This window comes from Chitinophaga sp. W3I9 (genome assembly GCF_050434025.1).
Lineage (GTDB): Bacteria > Bacteroidota > Bacteroidia > Chitinophagales > Chitinophagaceae > Chitinophaga.
Map to the genome: position 1 here is coordinate 4,587,644 of NZ_JBNPWC010000001.1, position 22,233 is coordinate 4,609,876.

General features: G+C 47.9%; 18 protein-coding genes and 1 riboswitch. Of the genes, 11 read left to right on the top strand and 7 right to left on the bottom strand.

Features of this window, described 5'->3' with window-relative positions; translation table 11 throughout:
* Nucleotides 1–4 precede the first annotated feature (4 nt).
* Nucleotides 5–1,648: an ABC transporter substrate-binding protein gene (locus QFZ51_RS18700; RefSeq protein ID WP_429047940.1), complete on the top strand. Its 1,644-nt coding sequence runs from the start codon at nucleotides 5–7 to the stop codon at nucleotides 1,646–1,648.
* 112 nt (nucleotides 1,649–1,760) lie between these two features.
* Nucleotides 1,761–2,537 (top strand): acyl-CoA desaturase, encoded by a 777-nt coding sequence (locus tag QFZ51_RS18705; protein ID WP_370913468.1) that lies wholly within the window; start codon nucleotides 1,761–1,763, stop codon nucleotides 2,535–2,537.
* A gap of 364 nt (nucleotides 2,538–2,901) precedes the next feature.
* On the opposite strand, the gene QFZ51_RS18710 is transcribed toward QFZ51_RS18705, so the two are convergent.
* Genes QFZ51_RS18710 through QFZ51_RS18725 form a run of 4 tightly spaced genes read right to left on the bottom strand, consistent with a single transcriptional unit; the run spans nucleotide 2,902 to nucleotide 6,462 of the window.
* Nucleotides 2,902–3,489 carry an HAD family hydrolase gene (locus QFZ51_RS18710; RefSeq protein ID WP_429047941.1) on the bottom strand — a complete coding sequence of 196 codons (588 nt, stop codon included), beginning with the start codon at nucleotides 3,487–3,489 and terminating at the stop codon, nucleotides 2,902–2,904.
* On the bottom strand, nucleotides 3,486–4,217 hold the full coding sequence (locus QFZ51_RS18715) for an SDR family oxidoreductase (RefSeq protein ID WP_429047942.1): 732 nt from the start codon (nucleotides 4,215–4,217) through the stop codon (nucleotides 3,486–3,488). The genes QFZ51_RS18710 and QFZ51_RS18715 overlap by 4 nt, the downstream gene beginning before the upstream one ends.
* Before the next feature lie 26 nt (nucleotides 4,218–4,243).
* Nucleotides 4,244–5,575, bottom strand: a complete 1,332-nt coding sequence (locus QFZ51_RS18720) for an FAD-binding oxidoreductase (RefSeq protein ID WP_429047943.1) — start codon at nucleotides 5,573–5,575, stop codon at nucleotides 4,244–4,246.
* Nucleotides 5,575–6,462, bottom strand: coding sequence for a decaprenyl-phosphate phosphoribosyltransferase (locus tag QFZ51_RS18725; RefSeq protein WP_429047945.1), 888 nt, complete (start codon nucleotides 6,460–6,462; stop codon nucleotides 5,575–5,577). Before QFZ51_RS18725 ends, QFZ51_RS18720 begins: the two co-directional genes overlap by 1 nt.
* A gap of 113 nt (nucleotides 6,463–6,575) precedes the next feature.
* Here QFZ51_RS18725 and QFZ51_RS18730 point away from each other — a divergent pair, with 113 nt between their 5' ends.
* The 4 genes from QFZ51_RS18730 (at nucleotide 6,576) to QFZ51_RS18745 (ending at nucleotide 12,479) form a co-directional block, all read left to right on the top strand.
* Nucleotides 6,576–8,207, top strand: a complete 1,632-nt coding sequence (locus QFZ51_RS18730) for a hypothetical protein (protein ID WP_429047946.1) — start codon at nucleotides 6,576–6,578, stop codon at nucleotides 8,205–8,207.
* A gap of 332 nt (nucleotides 8,208–8,539) precedes the next feature.
* Nucleotides 8,540–9,154 carry a CGNR zinc finger domain-containing protein gene (locus QFZ51_RS18735; RefSeq protein WP_429047947.1) on the top strand — a complete coding sequence of 205 codons (615 nt, stop codon included), beginning with the start codon at nucleotides 8,540–8,542 and terminating at the stop codon, nucleotides 9,152–9,154.
* Entirely contained in the window at nucleotides 9,151–10,056 is a 906-nt protein-coding gene (locus QFZ51_RS18740; RefSeq protein ID WP_429047948.1) for an EamA family transporter, read from the top strand. The genes QFZ51_RS18735 and QFZ51_RS18740 overlap by 4 nt, the downstream gene beginning before the upstream one ends.
* 236 nt (nucleotides 10,057–10,292) lie before the next feature.
* On the top strand, nucleotides 10,293–12,479 hold the full coding sequence (locus QFZ51_RS18745) for a bifunctional alpha,alpha-trehalose-phosphate synthase (UDP-forming)/trehalose-phosphatase (protein ID WP_370913048.1): 2,187 nt from the start codon (nucleotides 10,293–10,295) through the stop codon (nucleotides 12,477–12,479).
* A 55-nt stretch (nucleotides 12,480–12,534) separates the two neighbouring features.
* Here the strand turns inward: QFZ51_RS18745 and QFZ51_RS18750 are convergent, their stop codons facing one another.
* Entirely contained in the window at nucleotides 12,535–14,418 is a 1,884-nt protein-coding gene (locus tag QFZ51_RS18750) for a glycoside hydrolase family 15 protein (protein ID WP_429047950.1), read from the bottom strand.
* A gap of 61 nt (nucleotides 14,419–14,479) precedes the next feature.
* On the opposite strand from QFZ51_RS18750, the gene glk reads away from it, so the two are divergent.
* The 4 genes from glk to QFZ51_RS18770 all read left to right on the top strand — a co-directional run bounded on the left by glk (nucleotide 14,480) and on the right by QFZ51_RS18770 (nucleotide 18,016).
* Nucleotides 14,480–15,535: a glucokinase gene (gene glk, locus QFZ51_RS18755; protein WP_429047951.1), complete on the top strand. Its 1,056-nt coding sequence runs from the start codon at nucleotides 14,480–14,482 to the stop codon at nucleotides 15,533–15,535.
* A gap of 16 nt (nucleotides 15,536–15,551) precedes the next feature.
* Nucleotides 15,552–15,623: riboswitch (Fluoride riboswitch) on the top strand.
* A 45-nt stretch (nucleotides 15,624–15,668) separates the two neighbouring features.
* Complete coding sequence (locus QFZ51_RS18760; RefSeq protein ID WP_429047952.1) at nucleotides 15,669–16,946, top strand: voltage-gated chloride channel family protein; 1,278 nt, start codon at nucleotides 15,669–15,671, stop codon at nucleotides 16,944–16,946.
* 50 nt (nucleotides 16,947–16,996) lie between these two features.
* Nucleotides 16,997–17,425, top strand: a complete 429-nt coding sequence (locus QFZ51_RS18765) for a VOC family protein (RefSeq protein WP_429047954.1) — start codon at nucleotides 16,997–16,999, stop codon at nucleotides 17,423–17,425.
* Between the two features lie 84 nt (nucleotides 17,426–17,509).
* Nucleotides 17,510–18,016, top strand: coding sequence for a RidA family protein (locus tag QFZ51_RS18770; RefSeq protein WP_429047956.1), 507 nt, complete (start codon nucleotides 17,510–17,512; stop codon nucleotides 18,014–18,016).
* Between the two features lie 445 nt (nucleotides 18,017–18,461).
* On the opposite strand, the gene QFZ51_RS18775 is transcribed toward QFZ51_RS18770, so the two are convergent.
* A complete protein-coding gene (locus QFZ51_RS18775; protein ID WP_429047957.1) occupies nucleotides 18,462–19,367 on the bottom strand; it encodes an oxidoreductase in 906 nt (301 codons plus the stop codon).
* Nucleotides 19,368–19,447: 80 nt separating this feature from the next.
* Nucleotides 19,448–20,350 (bottom strand): helix-turn-helix domain-containing protein, encoded by a 903-nt coding sequence (locus tag QFZ51_RS18780; protein ID WP_429047959.1) that lies wholly within the window; start codon nucleotides 20,348–20,350, stop codon nucleotides 19,448–19,450.
* A 118-nt stretch (nucleotides 20,351–20,468) separates the two neighbouring features.
* Here QFZ51_RS18780 and QFZ51_RS18785 point away from each other — a divergent pair, with 118 nt between their 5' ends.
* Entirely contained in the window at nucleotides 20,469–22,013 is a 1,545-nt protein-coding gene (locus QFZ51_RS18785) for a S10 family peptidase (protein WP_429047961.1), read from the top strand.
* Nucleotides 22,014–22,233: the final 220 nt, after the last annotated feature.

A 22,233-nucleotide genomic window follows, 5' to 3' on the forward strand; every position in this document is an offset into this window, starting at 1 on the left:
CCAAATGAAAAGTTGTTATTGTCAGGTGGTTATATGCAGATGGGGGCTTGCAATACTATGCAGCCTCTTACTTGGGGCGTGCGGTAGCCCGGAAAAACAGTCGCTGCGCGTATTCCGGTATAACAGCACCAACGGAATAGCCAGCCTGGACCCTGCTTTTGCCAAAAGCCAGGAAGTAATATGGGCGGTAAAGCAATTATACAATACGCTCGTGGAACCCGACAGCAACCTGGTGATCCGTCCCTCACTCGCCAAACAGTGGCGTGAATCGGCCGATCACCGCACCTATACGTTTGATCTCCGGACAGACGTATACTTCCACGACAGCGACATCTTCCCCGGAGGCAAAGGCCGCCGGATGACGGCCAACGACGTGGTGTACAGCCTGCGCCGTATCATGGACCCTGCCACGGCCTCGCCCGGCGCCTGGATCTTCAACGGCAAACTGTCCGCCGACAGCGGTCTTCACGCCCTGAATGACTCCACCTTCGAACTAACGCTCTACCGGCCGTTCCACCCGGTATTGGGAATACTCAGCATGCAGTATTGCTCCATCGTACCACACGAGGGCATAGAGAAATACGGGAAAGACTTCCGCAATCATCCCTGTGGTACCGGGCCGTTCCGCTTTTTCCTATGGGATGAAGGACAGGCGCTGGTGCTGCATCGCAATCCCGTTTATTTTGAAAAAGATGATACCGGTCGCCGCCTCCCTTACCTGGATGCAGTACAGGTAGGCTTCCTTGAAAGCAAAGCTTCGGAATTCCTGCTGTTCCGCCAGGGGCAACTGGACTTTATGAATGATATCGATGCCTCCTTTAAAGATGAAGTGCTCACCAAGCAAGGCAAGCTCCGGAAGGAGTGGGAGGGGAAAATGGTGCTGAACAAACATCCTTATCTGAATACAGAATACCTCGGATTTCTTACCGACAGCAGCAATCCGCTCGTCGGGAAGTCGCCGCTCCGCTTGAAAAAGATCCGGCAAGCTATCAACTACGGCTTCGACCGTACGAAAATGATGACTTACCTCCGCAATGGCATAGGCACCGCCGCGACAGCGGGATTTGTACCCGCGGGCCTGCCTTCCTTTAATGCGCAGTTGGTAAAAGGCTATCCCTACAACCCGGCCATGTCGCGGCAGCTGCTCCGTGAGGCCGGCTTCCCGGATGGAAAAGGACTACCTGTTATCAAACTGTTGTCTATTCCCATCTACGCCGACCTCGCCAATTATGTAGCGAATGAGCTGGAGAATGTTGGTATACGTATACAAGTGGAGGTGCTGCAGAAAAGCCTGCTGCTGGAGCAAACCGCTAAATCACAGTCATTGTTTTTCCGCGGCAGCTGGATCGCCGACTACCCCGACGCTGAAAGCTACCTGGCCATGTTTTACAGCAAAAACCCGGCGCCACCGAATTATACCCGCTATCACAACGCGGCATTCGACCGGTTGTACGAAACATCCCTGGAGGAGAACAACGACAGCATCCGGTACATCCAGTACCGGGAGATGGATAATATGATCATGGCAGACGCCGCGGTAGTGCCGCTGTTCTATGACGAAGTGGTGCGGCTGGTGCAGCCAAACGTCTCCGGATTCAGTGGTAACGGTATGAACCTCTTAGAGTTACGTTGGGTAAAGAAAAATTAAAATTTAAAATTATTTTAACATTTTCTTCACCACCGGGGAGGTTAAAACTGGCTTAATATCCGCTTAATTAGCTTACCTTTGACGCTTATTTGTCACTTTATAAAGTATAGAAATGACGGCGATCCTGATATTCTTTTGTGTGCATTGGTTCTTTTCCTTGTTTTTTCACACATTCTACTTACACCGTTATGCATCTCACCAGATGTATACTACCAGTAAATTCTGGGAACGATTCTTTTATTTCAGCACCTGGTTTTTCCAGGGTTCATCATACCTGATTCCAAGAGCTTATGGCGTTATGCACCGCATGCACCATGAATTCAGCGATACTGAACATGATCCGCATTCTCCGCACTTCTTCAAAGACGTATGGGGCATGATGGTACAAACCCGCAAAATCTATAATGGTTTTGTAACACGTACCAGTGATGTAGATCCTAAATTTACCAAAGACCCATTACCAGAATGGGATGCGATGGATAAATTCGGCGACAGCAACATCACCCGTTTCCTCTGGATGGGCGCTTATGTAGCATTTTACGTAGCATTCGTTCCTGCAGGTATGTGGTATCTTTATTTACTGCTGCCTATCCACTTCCTGATGGGACCTGTACAGGGTGCTATCGTTAACTGGTGCGGACATAAATATGGTTACCAGAATTTTGACAACAACGACCACTCCAGAAATACTTCTCCATGGGGTATAGTACTGATGGGCGAACTGTTCCAGAACAACCACCACAAATTTAAAGACAGTCCTAACTTTGCCAAAAAATGGTATGAGCTGGACCCAAGTTACCAGGTAATGAAGCTGCTGAACTTCGTTGGCATCATCAAGCTGAAACCCGCAATGGTAACAGCGCAAATGAAGAAAGCGAAAGCTGCCTGATAATATAAACACTTCGTACAATCAATCTGTTACAATAATAGAAAGTGCCTTACCGTAATGGTGAGGCATTTTTTATACGCGAAGGTTGTCTTACTCAGGATTAAACTTATTTCACTGATTACGCTGATTTGATCACTTTTTGATTTTTAAAGGTTCGGGGAGATATAAGCGGATAAGCGGATTTTGTCTTACTCACTGATTACGCTAATTATAATGATTATATTTTTTTAAAGGTTCGGGGAGATATAAGCGGATATTTTCGCTTATATCTCCCCGAATCTTTAAAAATCAAAAAGTGATCAAATCAGCGTAATCAGTGAAATAAGTTTAATCCTGAGTAAGACAACCTTCGCTGCAATCCCCACTACCTGAATGGCTTGAACGAAACATGCTGCGCAAGTGCCAGCATCGGCCGGTCGCCCTCACTATCGCCGTAGGCGTATATTTCGCGGAAGTTTTCCAGGCGGTAGGCTTCGCGGATGCGGTTCACCTTTTCTTCGCCATTGCAGTTGATACCTTGTATTTTACCGGTGATGACTTTATTTTTTACTTCGAGACGCGTAGCCAGGCAAATGATATTTTCTTTCCGGCACCACGGCGCTACCCAGTCCTGTGCGGAAGCGGATACTACTACCACATGATGACCCTGTTGCTGGTGATTTCGTATAGCCGCCAGCGCTTGCGGGCGAATTAAAGCCGGCAGCTTTTCCCGGCAGAAGCTTTCACAGCCAGCGGAAAAATCGTGGGCAGACATCTCCCCAAAAAAATATTCCAGCACTTGTTCTTTCATCTGCTGCGCCGGCATCATTTTTAATTTGAAGCGCAGCAGTGGCGGCAGCAATTGAATGATGCCGGCATACATGGCGGCGCGGCCCCTGTGATGGCGGATAATTTCCCATAGGGTGTCCCGGGTAGTAATGGTACCGTCAAAGTCGAAAAAAGCGATGGTCACAGGGAGAGTTTTTTGAAAATACCTTCCGGTATTAATTTGATAATGAGCATAATGTATCGCCAATGCCACTTTACATACAGCACATTCTTTTTGCGGTTCACTGCTTTGAAAACTGCGGTAGCTACTGCTTCCGGTTGCGCCGTAAGCAGTGGTGGGAGCGTCAGGTGCTGGGTCATACGGGTGTTCACAAAGCCCGGCTGCACACTCATCACGTGAACACCACTACGAAAAAGACGGTTCCTTAATCCGCTCAGGTAAGCGGTGAAACCGGCTTTCGCACTGCCGTAGATATAATTGCTCTGGCGTCCTCTTTCACCGGCTACAGAGCTGATGCCCACAATAGTTCCCTGCTTCCTGGCCACATAGCTTTCCGCTACGATGTTCAATATAGAAACAGCGCCGGTATAATTGCTGTTGATAATGGTGGCGGCTTCCTGCCAGTTTTGCTGCGCTTTCTCCTGGTCGCCCAGGTAACCGAAAACGCAGATGGTGATGTCCGGGGGAACAGGGAGGTCGTTATAAAAAGCAGCATGCGATTGGTAGCCGGCAGCATCAAACACATGCGTGGTGGCTTTAACGTCATAACGCACCTGCAGATCCTGTTGTTGAGGAATCAATGCGGCAATGTTCCTGCCGGCCAGTTGAATATCATATTTTTCAGACGCAAACTTCCGGGCAATGGCAATGGCCATGTCGGAGCCTGCGCCAAGTATTAAAAGGGTAGGCATGAGTGTACTTGGTTAATCAGGGTAAACTATTTTGTCAATAATAAACGCTCCGATTGCAGGGATTCAAAACGCGCGTTGTTGTTATATTGTTTTACAATTTCGGCAAACCTGCCGGCATTAGGATAGCTGTTCCAGAAAATTTCCTGCTTCATCCGCGCATCCTTCGACAGGTACAAACGACCGCCGTATTGCAGTACAATTTCATCCAGCTCATCCAGGAATTCAAATAATCCTTTGCGGATGGGGAAGTCCAGCGCCAGGGTGTACCCCTCCATCGGGAAGGAAATAAGGCTGTCTTGTTTACCGAATACCTTTAGTACCGCGAGAAACGAACCCCAGCCTTTATCGCTGATCCGTTGCAGGATAGCCACCAGGCCATCTTTCTGTTCCAGGGATACTACAAACTGGTATTGTACAAAGCCTGCCTTGCCATACCCGCGGTTCCAGTGAAGGATGGCGTCCAGCGGATAAAAGAAGGGTTCATAAGGGATTACCTTGTGCATCACCTTCTTATAATTCTTCCCGTAGTATAACCAGTTAAACGCCTTTACGGTAAAAGTGTTCAGTACAAAGGAAGGAAGGTTGAACGGGAGCGTGAGTTTTCGTTTAGCCGGAAGGGTGAGGGGGGCTTTCTGTTGCTCCGCGCTGAGTTCTTCCGGGGTGGCATGTTCGCCTACAATCAGGATACTCCGGCCAAAAGAATCGCCTTTCTGGAGGCAATCGATCCACGCCATGGAGTAAGTATAGTGCTTATATTCATCAAACAGCCGGATCACTTCTTCCAGGTTTTTCGCCTTCAGTTGTGTTTGGCGTATATAGGCAGTAGCCACTTTTTTAAGGCCGAATTTCACCCGCGTGATTACGCCGGTAAGACCCATGCCGCCACAGGTAGCCCAGAAAAGATCTTCGTGTTGGGTGGCGGAACAGCAAATGGTTTCACCGTTGGCGGTGAGTATATCCATATCAATGATGTGACCGGAAAAGGCGCCGTCTACGTGGTGGTTCTTTCCGTGTACATCAGAAGCCACTGCTCCGCCTACGGTAATATATTTAGTACCAGGGGTTACCGGTAAGAACCATCCTTTGGGAACAATAATATCCAGTATCTGGTCCAGCGTTACGCCTGCCTGTACATCCATGATCCCGTTGGCGGTGTCAAAGGAAAGCATCTTATCGTATTTCAGCATGGATATGCTGTGCCTTCCCAGGGAGGCATCGCCATAACAGCGGCCATTGCCCCGCGCAATCATGTGGCTATTAGCCACTACGTATTTGCGAAGTTCATCTTCCTGGGTAAAAGCATTTTCGTCGCTGTCAACAGCAGGGAAGTTCCCCCAGTTGGCTAACCGTTTTTGCATTATTCAAAAAAAGTTTTATCTGTCGGTAAATAAATTAATACATAAAAACTCAGGACCCACAGGAGGATGGTTAATTGAATAAAACGGTCTTTATATAGGATTTTGGTTGGAGAACCAGTACTGTTCTGTACGTAGGTTATTTGCAAATATCGTAATAATCCGCCAATTACAAACAGGGTGGTGTAATAAAGCCGGTAAGTATGGAACCTGGCCTGGGTTTCAGGAGAAATGGTATACATCAGGTAGGCAACGATGATAACAGCAGAAACAAGCGCCAGCATCACGTTCAGGAAATCCATGTTGTAACCCCGCACCGCCTTGCGCATGTCTTTCCCGGAATCAAGTTTGATCAGGATGTCGTCCCGCCGTTTGGCAATGGCCATAAACAGCGACAACAGGAACACCATAATCACCAGCCACTCCGACAACGCCACCTTGGCGGCTACACCGCCGGATTTAACCCGCAGCACAAATCCGGTTGACACAATGATAATATCAAGGATAGAAATGTTCTTTAAGCCAAGGCAATACAGGATGTTTAGCACAAAGTAAATACTCAGCACAAAAACAAACTTTTCTCCCACCATAACGGCCAGCGCATACCCGGCGAAAACGCAGATGATAAAAAGCGTTATTGCGGCCGACCGGCTGATGGCTCCCGACGCCAGCGGACGCATACACTTTACCGGATGCAGGCGGTCAGCCTCAATGTCGCGGTAGTCGTTCAGTATATAAATACTGCTGGCAATAAAGCTGAAGGCGAAGAAACCCACCAGGACATCAAGCAGTTTATCAGTATTAAAGATCTCTCCCGCAAAGAACAGGGGAATAAACAGGAAGGCATTCTTTACCCAGTGTTTGGGTCTCAGCAGCTTTAAAAATTTCACGGAACCTGGAGTTGTTTGGTAGTTAGATGGGGCTAATTTACAATTTATTCAATTACTTTTGCAGCCATTCATATTACTGAATAGTCAGCAATTACAGCGAATCCCAATCTACTATGCCAAAATTTTCACTGAACGGCCGTCGCCCGGCCATTGCCGAAAGCATTATTATTATCGCACTCGCCCTGGTGCCGTTATTTGTAACATTCCCGTACCGCGTTAATATTTTTCTATCCTGGGAAGGAGCTTACCGGATATCATCCGGACAAATTCCTTTCAGGGATTTCGGATCGCCACTTGGTTACGGCTTCTGGATCTTCCCGGCCATCTTCTTTAAACTATTCGGACCTGAACTCATTTCCCTTGTAAAGGCGCAGGTGCTCCTGAATATCATGGCCGGCTTTGCTTTCAGGTCCATCATGAAAAGTATGGGCGTGCAACCCGGTGTCAGGTTACTGTCTGTGCTGGTATTTGTGTTGTCCTACTCCTTCTTTAATTTCTGGCCCTGGTATAATCATACGGTGATTGTATTTGAACTGGTGGGACTGAGCTTCCTGTTCCGGTCCTTCTTTTCGGATAGCCGTTTACGTAGTTACCTCTTGATGTTCGGTGCTGCCTTCTTTATCTTCCTGTCCGTTTTCACCAAACAGGATGGCGGTGGAATGGCGTTTATGTTGAGCCTCCTGTTCCTGGCCTATAATAGTTTCCAGACACGCCGCTGGTTGGACCTGCCCATCTTTGCCGGTATGTTTGCTTTGATTGCCGCCATCATGATCCTGCCGCTGATGCCGGGATTCGGATACTGGTTTAACCACGGGCAGCCGCCACACAGCTCCCGACTGGCCTTCAACGACTTCACAGACGAAATATTCGGCAGCTCCAACTGGATCAAGGCATATGTGGTGCTGGTAGTGCTGTGCCTTGTGGCGAAAGTGAAAGCATGGGGCTCCTGGTTACAGCAGCGCCGGGAAGTACTGTTTGCTTTGCTTACACTGGGTATATTGGGCGAAGCCGCCATTTTCCAGGTAACAAGCTACACCCCGCCGGATAACAATATCTTCTTCCACAGTTTCGCGTTTGCCTTTATCGCTTCTTATTTATTGGATTTAGGGAAGATAAATATCAACTCGTTCCGTCCGTTGTTAGGGGCCACCTTCCTGGTGCTTTTCTGGTGGTCTGGTACCTGGTGGAAATACATAGGCCGTTTCACCGACCGTTTATTTCCGGCACAGGAAACTGTGGCAATGGGAACGCCCGGTCATGAGAATGTAGTAAACCGGCATAACTTTATGCTGAATAACGATACCACCGATGTGCCGGTGTCGTCCTGGGTTTTCTCAAATCTCCGTCCGTTCCGCAAAATATACATGCCCGCTTCCACGGTAAAGGGAATGGAAAAGATTATGGCGCTGCCGGTCGTAGCCGAAAAGAGAGGGGATATTAAAGTACTGAACATGTCCGAGCTGACTCCGCTGGCCGCCGCAATGCCTTATAAACTGGAAACCGGTCCCGATTACCCGTTATGGTATCACCTGGGAGTAGGGATGTTCAACAGGCAACTTGCCACCTTCACCCAAAAGGTAAGAGACCGTCATTACGACCTGGTAATATATGAATATGCGCCCAACCTGAACAACTTTTACCCCTTTGCATTGAGGGGAGAACTGAAGCAACATTACCACCAGGTTGACAGTTTCCTCGCACCCAGAAGGCCTACTAATGCAATTATTGAAGTATATATCAAATAAATAATGTAACTTATAAGGTCATCTGGCAAAAATACTGCCCGCTATTAATTACCGCATATTAAAATACCATCATTATAAAGTAAAAAGCAGCTTCTTCTGAAGCTGCTTTTTACTTTATAACAAATTGATAATCATTAATATAACACTTTCGCATTAAAGCGTTGTCTCAATCAGACAAACACCCTCATTTAACCCTCTTTTTAATTAACCGGTAAAATAACTTTTACTGGTTAATAATAAGATTTATCTTCGCAGTAGCATCCAAAAAAAAACAAAAAAAATCAGCGTAATCAGCGTAATCAGTTTAATCCTGGGAAAGACAAAATCCGCTCATGGCATCCTCCAAATCCATTACATCACTCCGGCTCGACGGTGGCATCCTGTGTCTCGATTTTGTGAATACGATCGACAACCGTAAGAAAGTAATATCGCACGACTATCTCAACGGCTTCAAAGAGTTGTTGAAATGGTACGCTCACACCCGTGCCTTATCTCCCAAAATTATCCATACCCTGGAACGGTTGGCGAAGGATTATCCGCAAAAGGCGACCATGGTTTTTGAGAAAAGCATTGTTTTAAGGGAGTTGCTGCACCGGTTATTTATGGCAGGTATTGCCAGGAAGCAACCTGCTGCGGCCGACAGTATGCAGTTCAATACTTATATCGGGGAGGCGTACGGCAATATAGAAATCAGTTGGCAGGCAGGCGCGGGCTCTTTGCAGTTTAACGCCCCTGCACTGGAGCAGGTATATTGGTGGCTGGTAAAATCGGCAGTGGAATTGTATACCTCCGGCAAGCCGGCGGAAGTAAAAGAGTGTCCCGCCTGCGGATGGCTTTTCCTGGACAAAAGCCGCAACGGCTCCCGCAAATGGTGCAGCATGAGCACTTGCGGTGATGTCAGTAAAGTAACCCGGAACTATCAGCGTACCAAAAGAAAGAAACCATGAACAAAAAGACAGGCGTATTATCCTCCAAAATGATCTTTTGCCTGTTGGCAGTATACATCATCTGGGGGTCCACTTACCTCGGGATGAAGATAGCGACGAAAGTAGTGCCGCCGTTTCTGTTGTCGTCGATGCGTTTCCTGGTAGCAGGAGGGATCCTGCTGCTGGTAGGTTGCCTGCGGGAGAAAACATGGCCAGGGCGCAGGGAGCTTATCTCTGCCTGTTTTGTAGGCGTGCTGCTTATTGGTATCGGCAACACCACGGTAGCCCTGGCCGTACACCATATGCCTTCCGGCATTGTGGCGCTGATAGTAGCTGCCATGCCCGCCTGGATCATGGGTATGGATTGGGCCTTTTTCAGCAAACAACGCCCTTCCGCCATGACTATGCTGGGGATTGTAGTAGGGTTTATTGGCCTGTTCCTGTTGTTTAACCCGTTTGTTCATCACGAAGCACGACAGTTTCCTTTATGGCCGGTGATTGTAATCGTGGCGGGCAATATTGCCTGGGCGGTTGGAACGCTGCTGGTACAGCGGCTCCCGATGCCTACACAAATTACCAGCACCGCTATCCAGATGCTGGCCGGCGGCGTATTTTCCCTGCTGATGAGTTTTGTGCTGGAACCCGGCGGACTTGCTACCCTGCCTCTGATGACTGCGGAAGCCTGGCAGGCTTATCTTTACCTGGTATTGATCGGGTCACTGGTGGGGTATACTTCTTACAGCTGGTTATCGAAAAATGCGCCGCCGCGGCTAACGGCTACTTATGCTTATATTAACCCCATTGTGGCCTTGTTCCTGGGATGGGCTATTGGTAACGAAGCCATTACTTCGCTGGTAGGCATTTCCGCTACTATCGTTATCTGCGGTGTAGTACTGATGACACTGGGCCGTAAGTCAAAATAGGGTAGTAGAGATATTTCTACTTCCTTTTCCCCCTGATAATGTTTATCTTGCATTTTCACACATATACAGGTGTAGCCCTTATCCGCTCCGGATAAACCCTGTTGATGAACCATAGCCATTGTAGCAGCATTGTATTTATTTATATATGTAGGTTCCGCTCTTTTGGGTGCATTTTTTGTTTTGTTGGGTGCTATTCCAATTGAATGTAATTAGATAATAGATTATATAAACTGACTATGCGAAAGACCATTATTGTATCGAACAGGCTGCCAGTAAAGATTTCGGAAACAGAGGGGGATTACTCCCTTCAACCCAGCGAAGGGGGCCTGGCAACAGGCCTGGGCTCCATCTACCGCGAAGGAAATAATATCTGGATAGGCTGGCCGGGACAGGAAATCACAGACCAGAAGGAACAGGAGAAAGTAACAAAAAAGTTGCGTAAGATGAACCTGATGCCGGTATACCTGACACAGGATGAAATCAACAACTTCTACGAAGGCTTTTCTAATGAAACACTGTGGCCGGTTTTCCACTATATGGCTGTTTATGCCCACTATGAACAATCCTATTGGGACGCTTATTACCAGGTTAATAAAAAATTCAGGGATATTATTATGAAAGTAGCAGAACCCGGAGACACCATCTGGATTCATGACTACCAATTGCTGCTGCTGCCCGGAATGATCCGCGCAGAGATGCCGGAGATCTCCATCGGCTTCTTCCAGCACATCCCATTTCCTTCCTTCGAATTATTCCGCCTTATCCCATGGAGGGCCGAGATCCTGGAAGGGATGCTGGGCGCCGATCTGATGGGGTTCCATACTTTTGATGATACCCGCCACTTCCTGAATGCCGCCAGCCGCATCCTGCCAGTGACCACCACCGCCAACGTGGTGTCTTATAACGACCGCGCCATTGTAGTGGAAACATTTCCAATGGGGATCGATTATAACAAGTATGCAGAAATGGGCAATGACCCCGAAGTACTGCAGCAGGTAAAAAACCTGAAAGAAAACTTCCACAACGACCGGCTCGTGCTTTCCATCGACCGGCTGGACTACAGCAAAGGAATCCTGCAACGGCTCCAGGCTTTTGAACTGCTGCTGCAACTCCATCCTGAATATATCGGCAAGGTGGTGTTGTATATGATTGTGGTGCCTTCCCGCGACCAGGTGCCCCAGTACAAAGAACTGCGCGATGAAATAGATAAACAGGTAGGAAATATTAATGCCCGTTTCCGTACGCTGGCCTGGCATCCTATCCAATACTTCTACCGTTCATTTCCGCTGGAAACACTATCAGCCCTCTATAATTTTGCAGACATCTGTCTCGTAACACCTATGCGCGATGGGATGAACCTCGTCAGCAAGGAATATGTAGCCAGCCGTAATAACGACGATGGTGTACTGATTCTGAGCGAAATGGCGGGGGCATCTAAAGAATTAATAGATGCCATCATCGTCAATCCAAATAACATTGGCGCCATCACCCGCGCTATCGTAGACGCGCTGAACATGCCACTCGCGGAACAGCAACGCCGCATGAAACAAATGCGCACCGTGGTTGCCAAGTTCAATATCAGCCACTGGGTAAAACTATTCATGACCCGCCTGCAGGAAGTAAATGAAATGCAGCAGAATATGCTGGCCCGCCGCGTAAACCAGGAAACAGCAGTGCTTATCCGGCAACAATATTTCAACAGTAAAAAACGGATCATCTTCCTCGACTACGACGGCACATTGGTGGGCTTCCAACCCAATATCGACATGGCATCTCCTGATCCTGATCTGTACCAGCTACTGCGGGAACTGGCAGCCATACCCGGCAACGACCTGGTAATGATCAGCGGCAGGAACCACGATACACTGGGAGAGTGGTTCGGTCATCTCAACCTCGATCTCATTGCAGAACATGGCGCCTGGCAAAAAACGAAAGCAGGGGAGTGGTACCAGCTGCCCGGCCTCACTGACAAATGGAAAAAGGAACTGCTGCCTATCATGGAACTGGCTACCGACCGTACACCCGGTTCCTTCATCGAAGAAAAAAGTTTCTCCCTGGTATGGCATTACCGCAAAGTGGAATCCGGCCTCGGCGAATTACGCGCCAATGAACTGATGAATACCTTGCGCTACTTTACAGTGGAGAAAGGATTGCAGGTATTGCCCGGCGACAAAGTAATAGAGGTAAAAAATATCGAAATAAATAAAGGTAAAGCCGCCCTGAGCTGGCTGAATCATAAAAAATACGACTTCATTATGGCCATGGGCGATGATGTAACAGATGAAGACATCTTTAAAGCGCTTCCGAATAAAGCCATCACGGTGAAAGTAGGCAGCCAGGTATCTGCTGCACAGTACTACTTACGAAGTTATCATGAAGTGCGGCATTTGCTGAGAACATTACGCAACAGGGAAAGCGTGTAAATAATGAAAGGAGGGGAGCACAAACTCCCCTCCTTTATTTTTATGTAAAATCAAACTATAGAAAAATGGGGGTATCCAGTTTCATGGCAATCCGGTAGGCGGCATTCATCAATCCCACATGACTGTAAGCCTGCGGGAAATTCCCCCACTGGCTGCCGGTGGCAGATTCCACATCTTCACTGAAAAGCAACAGGTGATTAGAATATTGCAGTAGCTTGGCAAATTCCCGCTGCGCATCTTCCAGCCGGCCAACGCAGGCAAGTGCTTCCACATACCAGAACGCACATACGAGGAAAGTGGTTTTGGGTTTACCAAAATCATCGGAGTGACGGTAACGGTAAAACAATCCTTCCGGTGTTTTCAATTCCTTTTCCAATGCGATGAGATGATCGCGTGCCCGTTCAGAGGCAGGATCCAGGTAATTCATCATGATCAGCTGAAGGGTGCTGGCATCGAGGTGCTGGCTTCCGGCGGCGTTGGTGTATACTTTTCTTACCGGGTCGTAACAGCTTTCAATATGGGCTGCAGCGCGGTTTTTCAGCTCAATGGCCTTATCCAGCAGGGATTGATTGCCAATGGTGCGGGCCATTTTTTCAGCGGCTGCGCAGCCGGCCCACTGGAACAGGTTCGTGTAGCAGTGAACGTTAGCCATGTTCCTGAACTCCCAGATACCTGCATCTTTCTCATCAATCGTTTTTTCTATCTTCTTCAGCAGCAGTTCAATCCACCGGTCAGAATCCTTTCTTTCTGAAAAAATAAAACGGTGGTCAGTATATAATGGAAGCATGGAAATAAGCACCTGTCCATATATATCATTCTGGATGTGCTCAAAAGCCTGGTTGCCGATGCGCACCGGTTTATTTCCCATGTAACCATCAAGGTGTGGCAGGATGGTTTCCGACAGGGTCTTTTGTCCCGTAATTCCATACAGTGGCTGATAGCGGAAATCACCGGAGAAAGAAATATCGGTGATGTAACCGAAGTACCTTTCCATTTCTTCAAAATGACCAATGTGGTTCAAGGCAGTGATAATATAATAGGTATCGCGCATCCAGCAATAGCGATAGTCCCAGTTACGCCCGCTTTCAGGAAACTCGGGTAAGCTGGTGGTGCTGGCTGCGATGATGGCGCCGGTATCTTCATACTGGTGTATTTTCAGTGCTAAAGCAGAGCGGATCACATAAGGCTGGAAGTAATTGGCAATGGAAGAATGCTTGATCCATGTTCTCCAGTAGGAAATAGTTTCCCGGAGAAACCGTTCCGCGGTACTGGCCAGTGGCGCTTCGAGCGGATGGCCATAAGTGAGAATCAGGTACCGCGTATCATTGAGTACAAAAAACTCATCGTCGATAAGGTAGCTGACAGCAATGTTGGTAGTGAGGCGGATGTTTTCTTCGCAGCCTGTAAATTCAATATGACTGCTGCCTCTCATAGGGCGCAACTTCGAGGCGCCATAGTCGCAGGTAGGCTCACAGGTTACCCGGATCCTGGGAGAGCCTTCCAGTGGTTCCACTTTCCGGATCAGCATGAGTGGCTTAAAAAAACGTTCATACTGAAGGAAGCGGGGCGCAAAGTCGGTAACGCGGTAGCTGCCTTCTGTAGTGGTAATTTCAGTACACAGCACATTGGTATTTTCCAGGTAATACTGATGGGAAGAAAAATCTGCCTCCGGTAAAATGGAGAAGCAGCCACCTTTCTTCGTATCGAGCAGTCCGCCGAAAATAAAGGAGCTGTCCATGCGGGGCCAGCAAAGCCAATCGATGTTTGTATCCTTATTTACATGCGCCAGAAATGCACAGTTGCCAATAAGTCCTGTCTGATAGGTGTGTCTTTCCATATGGGCCTTACGTTTGGTTTGAATTACATTTTTCTCCCGGAATTGTTCATCCCCCTGGAACAAAAGCTGTTCCAATAATATATCCGGGACAATTATTAACAAAACATATTCCTGTTGTATTCTTGGTGGAAACCCTTATTTTTAAGTATAAAGTTCCACAAAGATGCAAACATTGAAAAAGCAGCAATACCTTCCTCATTTTATAGAGCCGGTAAGCAGTGGGGACACCAAAACCTATCTGCTGGCGGGCGACCTGGGAGGCACCAAAACCAACCTGGCCTTGTTCAGCAGCGTGAATGGAGAGATGGAGCTGATCCGGCAGGAAAAATATGCTTCGCGTGATTATCAGAATTTTTCAGAGATAATTAAGCACTTTCTCAGTGGATGCAGCGATACTCCGCCGCAGCGTATATGCATAGGCGTAGCCGGGCCTGTGGTGAAGGGAAAAGTGGAACTGACCAACCTGAGCCGGGAGCTGAGTGAAGAAGAGATCCGGCAGAGCACGGGTGTGCATACTGTGGCCCTGATCAACGACCTGGAGGCTACCGCTTACGGGTTAGCCACGCTGGCGCCGCAGCAGCTTACCACCCTGCACAGGGGCGCATCGGAGCATAACGGGAACATGGCCATCATAGCGCCGGGAACGGGGCTGGGTATGGCAGGGTTGTATTGGGATGGCCAATATCATCACCCGTTCCCCACAGAGGGAGGCCACACTGATTTTGCGCCCAGAACAGACCTCGATATTTTATTGCTCCGGTATCTCCAGGAAAAATATGATGTGGTGAGTTGGGAGCGTCTTATCAGCGGCCCGGGTATAACCGATATCTATGAGTTCCTGCGGGATATAAAAGGCATGGAAGAACCCGCCGAACTGCGTGCGGCAATGGACGCCGGCGACGCGGCGGCTGAAATCAGCAAGGCCGCTGCAGCAGGACGGATTCCGGTTTGTATTAAAACGATGGAGCTGTTTGTCCGCTACCTCGCCAGGGAATCATGCAACCTGGTGTTGAAAATGAAGGCCACGGGTGGCTTGTTCCTGGGCGGGGGAATTCCTCCAAAGATAGCGGCGCTACTGGAAACAGGTGAGTTTTATCATCATTATATGCAGGGCGACCGCATGGCTGAATTGCTGGCCAGTGTACCAATCCATATCGTCAGCAATGATAAAGCTGCCTTATGGGGTGCGGCATTTTATGCCGGATTATTAAAAGAATAAACTTATTTTTGAGAGACAGATAACAGGAAATGGTGTCTTCCTGACCCAAACCGTCAGCCCAGGGCTGTCTGATGGCGCCTACAAATATTATAATGGTAGCAAAGCTGCCATATAACGCTGCTATTTGTAGGATATGAAACAAACGAAATCTTTGCTGGAACAATTGTCCGTGGCTAACCAACTGCTGCGCTGGACCGTATTGGTAACACCTGTTGCCATTATAGTTGGATCTTTAGTAGCCCTGTTTCTCTGGCTACTGGATGTAGTCACCGATCTCCGTATGGAGCATGAGTGGCTGATTTTTGGTCTTCCGCTGGCGGGTATACTGATCTACTGGCTCTATCGTATCGGTGGAAATGACGCTGAGAAAGGCAACAACCTGATCATGGAAGAGATCCACCAACCTGGTGGCGGTGTGCCTGCACGTATGGCGCCGCTGGTATTGGTCACCACGATTATCACTCACTTATTCGGCGGCTCTGCCGGGCGGGAAGGAACAGCGGTGCAGATCGGCGGCAGTATGGCCGGCCTGATAGGTAAAAAGCTGGGGCTATCGGCGCCGGATATACGAATTTTACTGATGGCCGGGATTGCGGCTGGATTTGGAGCGGTGTTTGGCACGCCACTTACGGGCGCCGTGTTTGCGCTGGAAGTACTGGCCATTGGCGTAATGCGTTACGAGGCATTGATACCCTGCCTGATTGCTGCCGTTTTCGCGGATATCGTATGCTCCTCATGGGGTATTCAACATACCCATTACTATATATTTTATAAGGCCAATCCTTTCATGAACTGGCTCCCTTTTGTTCACCAGGATCTGTGGTTGCTGGCGAAAGTGATCGCAAGTGGTGTGTGTTTTGGTTTGAGCAGCCTTTTATTCTCCAAACTCATTCATAACATCAGGCATAACGCCAAGGCCTATATTAAAATACCCTGGATGATTCCTGTGGCCGGCGGCGTAGTAATCATATTACTGAGTTACGTGGCCGGAACTACCGACTATTTGGGATTAGGCGTTCACGGAAAATCTATCAGTATACTGGCTGCATTTGATCCCGGCAGTGGAGTTAACGACTGGAGTTGGCTCTGGAAGCTGGTTTTCACGGCCATTACCCTGGGAATGGGTTTCAAAGGGGGAGAGGTGACCCCCCTGTTTTTTATAGGCGCTACCCTGGGCCATACGCTGGCGCTCCTGTTCAACGCACCGGTTGACCTGTTTGCGGGCCTGGGCTTTATTGCTGTTTTCGCAGGCGCCACCAATACACCCATTGCCTGTACCTTAATGGGCGCAGAATTATTTGGCACCGACCACATTTTATACTTTGCAGTGGCTTGTTTTACGGCCTATTATTTCAGTGGGCACACGGGTATTTATGGCGCCCAGCGACTGGAAGTAAAAAAGTTGCGCTAACAATTTTGTTAGTACCATCTTCTTACGTCAGCAGCTTTTAAATTTGCCGGATGACGAACATCACAGGCATGCACCATGTTGCCATTCAAGCGAAAGACTACAAGGCTACTATTAAATTTTATGAGTCGCTCGGACTTAGTTTGTTTCACAGCTGGACCTTGCCGGAGTTCAATATTGAATACGGCGCGCTGCTGCTCATTCCCGGAACATCTTCCTTTGTAGAAATATTTGACAAAGGAGCGAATATCCCAACTCAGGGTCGTCGCGGAGAATCACCGGTAGCCGGCGCCTTACTCCATTTCGCATTTACCGTGAAAAACGCAACAGCAGCTTACCACGGGGCCATCGCTGCCGGAGCCACGAGCTGTGTGCCGCCATCTGTGCTTGTTTTGGGCGAACCGCCTATGACGGTGTATAATTCCCTCGTGTATGGATTGGATGGTGAAGTAATTGAGTTTATTGAAACACTTCCTGGCTGATACTGTTATGCTTTAGATACATAGATCTGTACCTGTTTTGGCGTAGCTATTTCCGTTTATTTTGCGGGGTATAAAATGAAAAGCATGCGTAGATTTCCCCGCAGGAATATCCTGATAGCTGCTGCAGCATTGGCTTTAACAGGTACCTTATTTATTATCTTCAAAAGTATTGACATGGAAAAAGAAACAAAAATGCCGGCGTTCATTAATCCTCCCGGGCTATACGATCCGGCTCCCAATGCGTATTCACATATCGCGGTAGTGCCGGCGGGAAATACTTTGGTTTTTATTGCCGGTCAGGGCGGCGAAACCGCTGATGGCAGCCTCGTAAATGATTTTCGAACACAATTGAAGCAAACCTTCAGCAACCTGGATGCAGCGCTTAAATCGCAAGGCTTGAAGTTCAGTGATGTTGTGAAGCTAACCACGCTGGTTGTGGATCACAATGAAGAGAAACTCAAAATCCTCACAGAAGAATCCCTGCGTATCTGGCCCGACAAAAAATTCCCCGTAAATACGCTGATTCCGGTTCCGCGGCTTGCACTGGATGGTATGTTGGTGGAGATAGATGCGACTGCGGTAAAAAGATAATTCCGTAGCCATAACGTCTAGTTGCTTCAGAATAGAAACCGTTTGAATGGGAGTGAACTGATCACTCGTTTATTCAAACGGTTTTTTGTGCGTGACAGTACCGGCTGTAATTGCGAAATTCCATCAGATATGCAGACATGATTCTTATATGCGATTCTCAGCGCCTTCATTTTTAGTGAATTATCCCTTAAAATCTGCCTAATAACCAGGGTGACTAGCATCGTTCTTTTATGCTTCAGTGTATTCAAATATATCTTATAATTTATATTATGTTAAATAGAATAAACTGACTTAAAGAACTAATAATTAATCATCTTCTCTATCCTATCGATTTTGCGGCCTTCCTTATATTCGCTGACCTATCAACTTAATCTGATCCAAATGGATAAGACAAACTTAAGCCCGCAAGTTTGCCGATTGCTTAAAGTTGCCTTATCCGTTGCGCCTATCCTGGATAATGAACACCTGTAGCCTCTTCTGCAAAACTCCAAAGCCGGTTCGCCACCATCTCATCCAAGCCATTCGGCGAAATTTCAGCACGCGCTGGAAATCCCCGGTATCCGCCGTCCCGGTCGGGACCATATAATTCCCCTCCTGTTACTTCATCTGAAACCGCGGCATATAGTGACGGCAGAGCGCCTTGCCATGGTTCCATCAGTTCACCAACACGTTCTTTTGCAGCTGAAAACTCAGTTGCACTCATATGACGCGCCAACTCCGTTTTATTCGCTCCCGGTTGTACCGCTATTGAAACCACCTTATCGCCAACAGCGGTAATTCTCCGTTGCAATTCTACCGAGAACAATATATCTGCTAACTTGCTTTGTGAATATTCTCTCACCGGATCGTAGGAAATCTCGGATTTCAGATTATCAAAATCGATCACTCCTCTCAGATACGCCATACTGCTCACGGTAATAATACGTGTGCCAGGCGTTGCTTTGAGCAACGGATACAGATGGCCTGTTAATGCAAAATGTCCGATGAAATTGACACCAAACTGTAACTCAAACCCGTCGGCTGTTTTAGAGGCCGGCGGAATCATTACGCCCGCGTTATTAATAAGCACGTGAAGCTGCGTGTGATGCTTCAGAAATTCCTCTGAAAACTGTTTCACCGCTGTGAGGTTGGCCAGATCCAGCAAAGCTGTTTCCAATGAACCAGTTCCCTTATGTTCCTTTATGAGTCTAAGGGCACGCGTTGCATTCTCAATACTTCTACAGGCCAAAACCACGTGCGCTCCCGCCATGTATAAGGCCAACGCTGTTTCAAACCCGATTCCGGCATTTGCACCTGTTACGATCACCGTCTTACCGGCTTGATCTGTCATATTATCTTTTGCTGTCCACATAACTTTGTTTATTTGATACCACAAAGTTCCTCAAACAGCATATGCCGATGATACCAGAATGAAAGCAAAAACTATGAAAATCAATCAGCCTCAGATTGCCTGAACTTATTGGGGGTGATTCCGGCAAGACTTTTAAAGAAAGTAGAAAAATGATTAGGCTCTTCAAATCCCAGGCTCCAGGCGATTTCGTTCACCGTCCAGTTGGTACTTTTTAGTAAGACCTTCGCTTCCTGCAATATCCGCTCCCTGATCAGACGGGACGTGGTTTTTCCCGTGATTTCTTTCAACGCTTTATTGAGATGGTTAACATGAACATTTAACTGTTTGGCAAAAGCCGACGGCGTACTTAACTGAATCACCTGGTTACTTAATTCAATGGGAAACTGACGTTCCAGTAACTCGGCAAACAATCCTGTGATCCTTTCCGACGCGTTGGAACCCACGACCGGGCCTCCGGTTGCCGGCTGCATCTTTTGCACCTCATGAATTACTTCCATCACAAGGCTTCGCAGCAGATCATATTTAAACGCATAATCCCCCTGCAGCTCGTTAAACATCTTCAGAAAAAGTTCACTAAACTGGGATATACTGCCAGCTGATAAAGGTATTACAGCGCCGTCGGCAGACTGAAATACCGGGTAATCCCTGATATTTCCAAACCGGTTAAAAAACGCCTCTGTGAAGATGCAAACGTAACCGCTTTGTTTTTCGCTGATTCTCTCCCAATGATATGGAATCATCGGATTCGTAAATACCAATACGCTATCCAGCACTTCGATACTTTGATCTGCATAATGAATTTTACTATGCCCTGTAACCAGACTGATTTTGAAAAAGTTTCGACGGCTGTAGGTAACCGGCTTATAGTCCGGTAACTGCATATCCTCAATCCTGAAAATATTGAAGTGGCCTGACTCCTGCAGCGCAGGTGCAATATCCCGGTTAAGGATCTTATAAAAGGACTGTAGTTCAATGAATCTCATGATAGATCAAAGGTACAAAAATCAAACAAGGCTGATTCCAGCATTCACCCACTCATCCGAATGTGCTTGATTTTCTGCGGCAATTGCACAATCTTTAAGCGCAATCAAGATCCAATCCATGAATGTAATAACAAAACAACTATGGCTGCCGCTATTGCTGGCGGGTACTATTGGCCTGCAGCTACAGGCACAGCAGAAGAACAATAAAGTCAATGCGACCGCCAAAGAGGAAACGCCGCCGCAATGGTCCGTCGTCCTGAACCCGGATACGGCCGTTACCACCTTTCACGATGTAACCGTAAAAGGTCAGAAGATCCCTTACAAAGCCATCGCGGGCACCCTACCAGTATGGGACCAGGATGGCAAAGTACTGGCGGGTCTCTTCTATACTTATTATGAAAGGACTGATGTAAAGGACCGCGCAGCAAGACCGCTGGTCATTTCTTTTAATGGTGGTCCCGGCACGCCTTCTGTATGGATGCAGATTGCCTATACCGGCCCAAGATTACTCAATATCGATGACGAAGGATATCCCGTACAACCCTATGGCATACACGAAAATCCGGAAACTATCCTGGATATCGCCGATATCATTTACATAGATCCCGCCAACACCGGCTTTTCCAGGCTTATAGGAAAAGATGTGCCCCGTGAAAAATTCTTCGGGGTGAATGCAGACATCCGCTACCTGGCAGAATGGATCAACACTTTCGTGTCCAGGCAAAACAGGTGGGCCTCCCCCAAATACCTGATTGGGGAAAGCTATGGTACTACCCGTGTTTCCGGCCTGGCGCTGGAATTGCAGAATGCGCAGTGGATGTATCTCAATGGTGTGATCCTGGTATCCCCCACCGATTTGGGCATTTCCCGCAACGGCCCTGTAGATGCGGCATTGCGGCTCCCTTACTTTGCAGCCACCGCATGGTATCATAAAATGCTGCCGCCGGACCTGCAACAGAAAGATCTCACCGCCGTGTTACCGGAAGTAGAAAACTTCACCATCCATGAATTAATACCGGCCATCAGCCAGGGTGGATTCCTGGAAGAACAACAAAGAAAAAGCATCGCCTCAAAAATGGCCCGTTACTCCGGTTTACCGGAAAAAGTGATCCTGCAACATAACCTCGACGTACCACCGAATTTCTTCTGGAAAGAATTACTGCGTGATAAAGGGTTTACCGTAGGCAGACTGGATTCCCGCTACCGTGGCCTCGACCGGGAAGATGCAGGCAACGGTCCGGATTACAATGCAGAACTTACTTCCTGGCTGCATGCGTTTACGCCAGCCATTAATATTTATCTCAGGCAAGAGCTGAAATTCAATACTGATCTCAAATACATGATGTTTGGCCCCGTGCATCCGTGGGATAAGAACGGCGACAATACCGGCGAAAACCTGCGTGAGGCCATGGCCGCCAACCCCTACCTGCATGTAATGATCCAATCAGGCTACTACGATGGCGCCTGCGATTACTTCAATGCCAAATACAGTATGTGGCAAATGGATCCCGGCGGCCGGCTGAAAGACCGCCTCTCCTGGCGCGGCTACCGCAGTGGCCACATGATGTACCTCCGGAAGGATGATCTGGCAACAGGGAATAACGATATCCGCGATTTCATCCGGGCGTCGCTTCCCAAAACCGGGCAGGCGGCGAAGTACTAGTGCGCGGATGACCGCCTTCGGGCGGTGCGAAGGTTGTCTTGAGCACTGATTACGCTGATTATACTGATTTAGGGATTGATCACTTTGGATTTTAAAAGATTAAGGGAGATATAAGCGGATATATTCGCTTATATCTCCCTTAATTATTATTTAAGAAAATCTAAGAAATCAAAGAAAATCCAAAAGTAAAAATCCAACTAATCAGTATAATCAGCGTAAT

Coding starts and splice junctions, on each gene's coding strand:
- QFZ51_RS18700 (WP_429047940.1), top strand. CDS start 5: ATGAAAAGTTGTTATTGTCAGGTGGTTATATGCAGATGGGGGCTTGCA.
- QFZ51_RS18705 (WP_370913468.1), top strand. CDS start 1,761: ATGACGGCGATCCTGATATTCTTTTGTGTGCATTGGTTCTTTTCCTTG.
- QFZ51_RS18715 (WP_429047942.1), bottom strand. CDS start 4,217: ATGCCTACCCTTTTAATACTTGGCGCAGGCTCCGACATGGCCATTGCC.
- QFZ51_RS18720 (WP_429047943.1), bottom strand. CDS start 5,575: ATGCAAAAACGGTTAGCCAACTGGGGGAACTTCCCTGCTGTTGACAGC.
- QFZ51_RS18730 (WP_429047946.1), top strand. CDS start 6,576: ATGCCAAAATTTTCACTGAACGGCCGTCGCCCGGCCATTGCCGAAAGC.
- QFZ51_RS18735 (WP_429047947.1), top strand. CDS start 8,540: ATGGCATCCTCCAAATCCATTACATCACTCCGGCTCGACGGTGGCATC.
- QFZ51_RS18740 (WP_429047948.1), top strand. CDS start 9,151: ATGAACAAAAAGACAGGCGTATTATCCTCCAAAATGATCTTTTGCCTG.
- QFZ51_RS18745 (WP_370913048.1), top strand. CDS start 10,293: ATGCGAAAGACCATTATTGTATCGAACAGGCTGCCAGTAAAGATTTCG.
- glk (WP_429047951.1), top strand. CDS start 14,480: ATGCAAACATTGAAAAAGCAGCAATACCTTCCTCATTTTATAGAGCCG.
- QFZ51_RS18760 (WP_429047952.1), top strand. CDS start 15,669: ATGAAACAAACGAAATCTTTGCTGGAACAATTGTCCGTGGCTAACCAA.
- QFZ51_RS18765 (WP_429047954.1), top strand. CDS start 16,997: ATGACGAACATCACAGGCATGCACCATGTTGCCATTCAAGCGAAAGAC.
- QFZ51_RS18770 (WP_429047956.1), top strand. CDS start 17,510: ATGCGTAGATTTCCCCGCAGGAATATCCTGATAGCTGCTGCAGCATTG.
- QFZ51_RS18775 (WP_429047957.1), bottom strand. CDS start 19,367: ATGTGGACAGCAAAAGATAATATGACAGATCAAGCCGGTAAGACGGTG.
- QFZ51_RS18780 (WP_429047959.1), bottom strand. CDS start 20,350: ATGAGATTCATTGAACTACAGTCCTTTTATAAGATCCTTAACCGGGAT.
- QFZ51_RS18785 (WP_429047961.1), top strand. CDS start 20,469: ATGAATGTAATAACAAAACAACTATGGCTGCCGCTATTGCTGGCGGGT.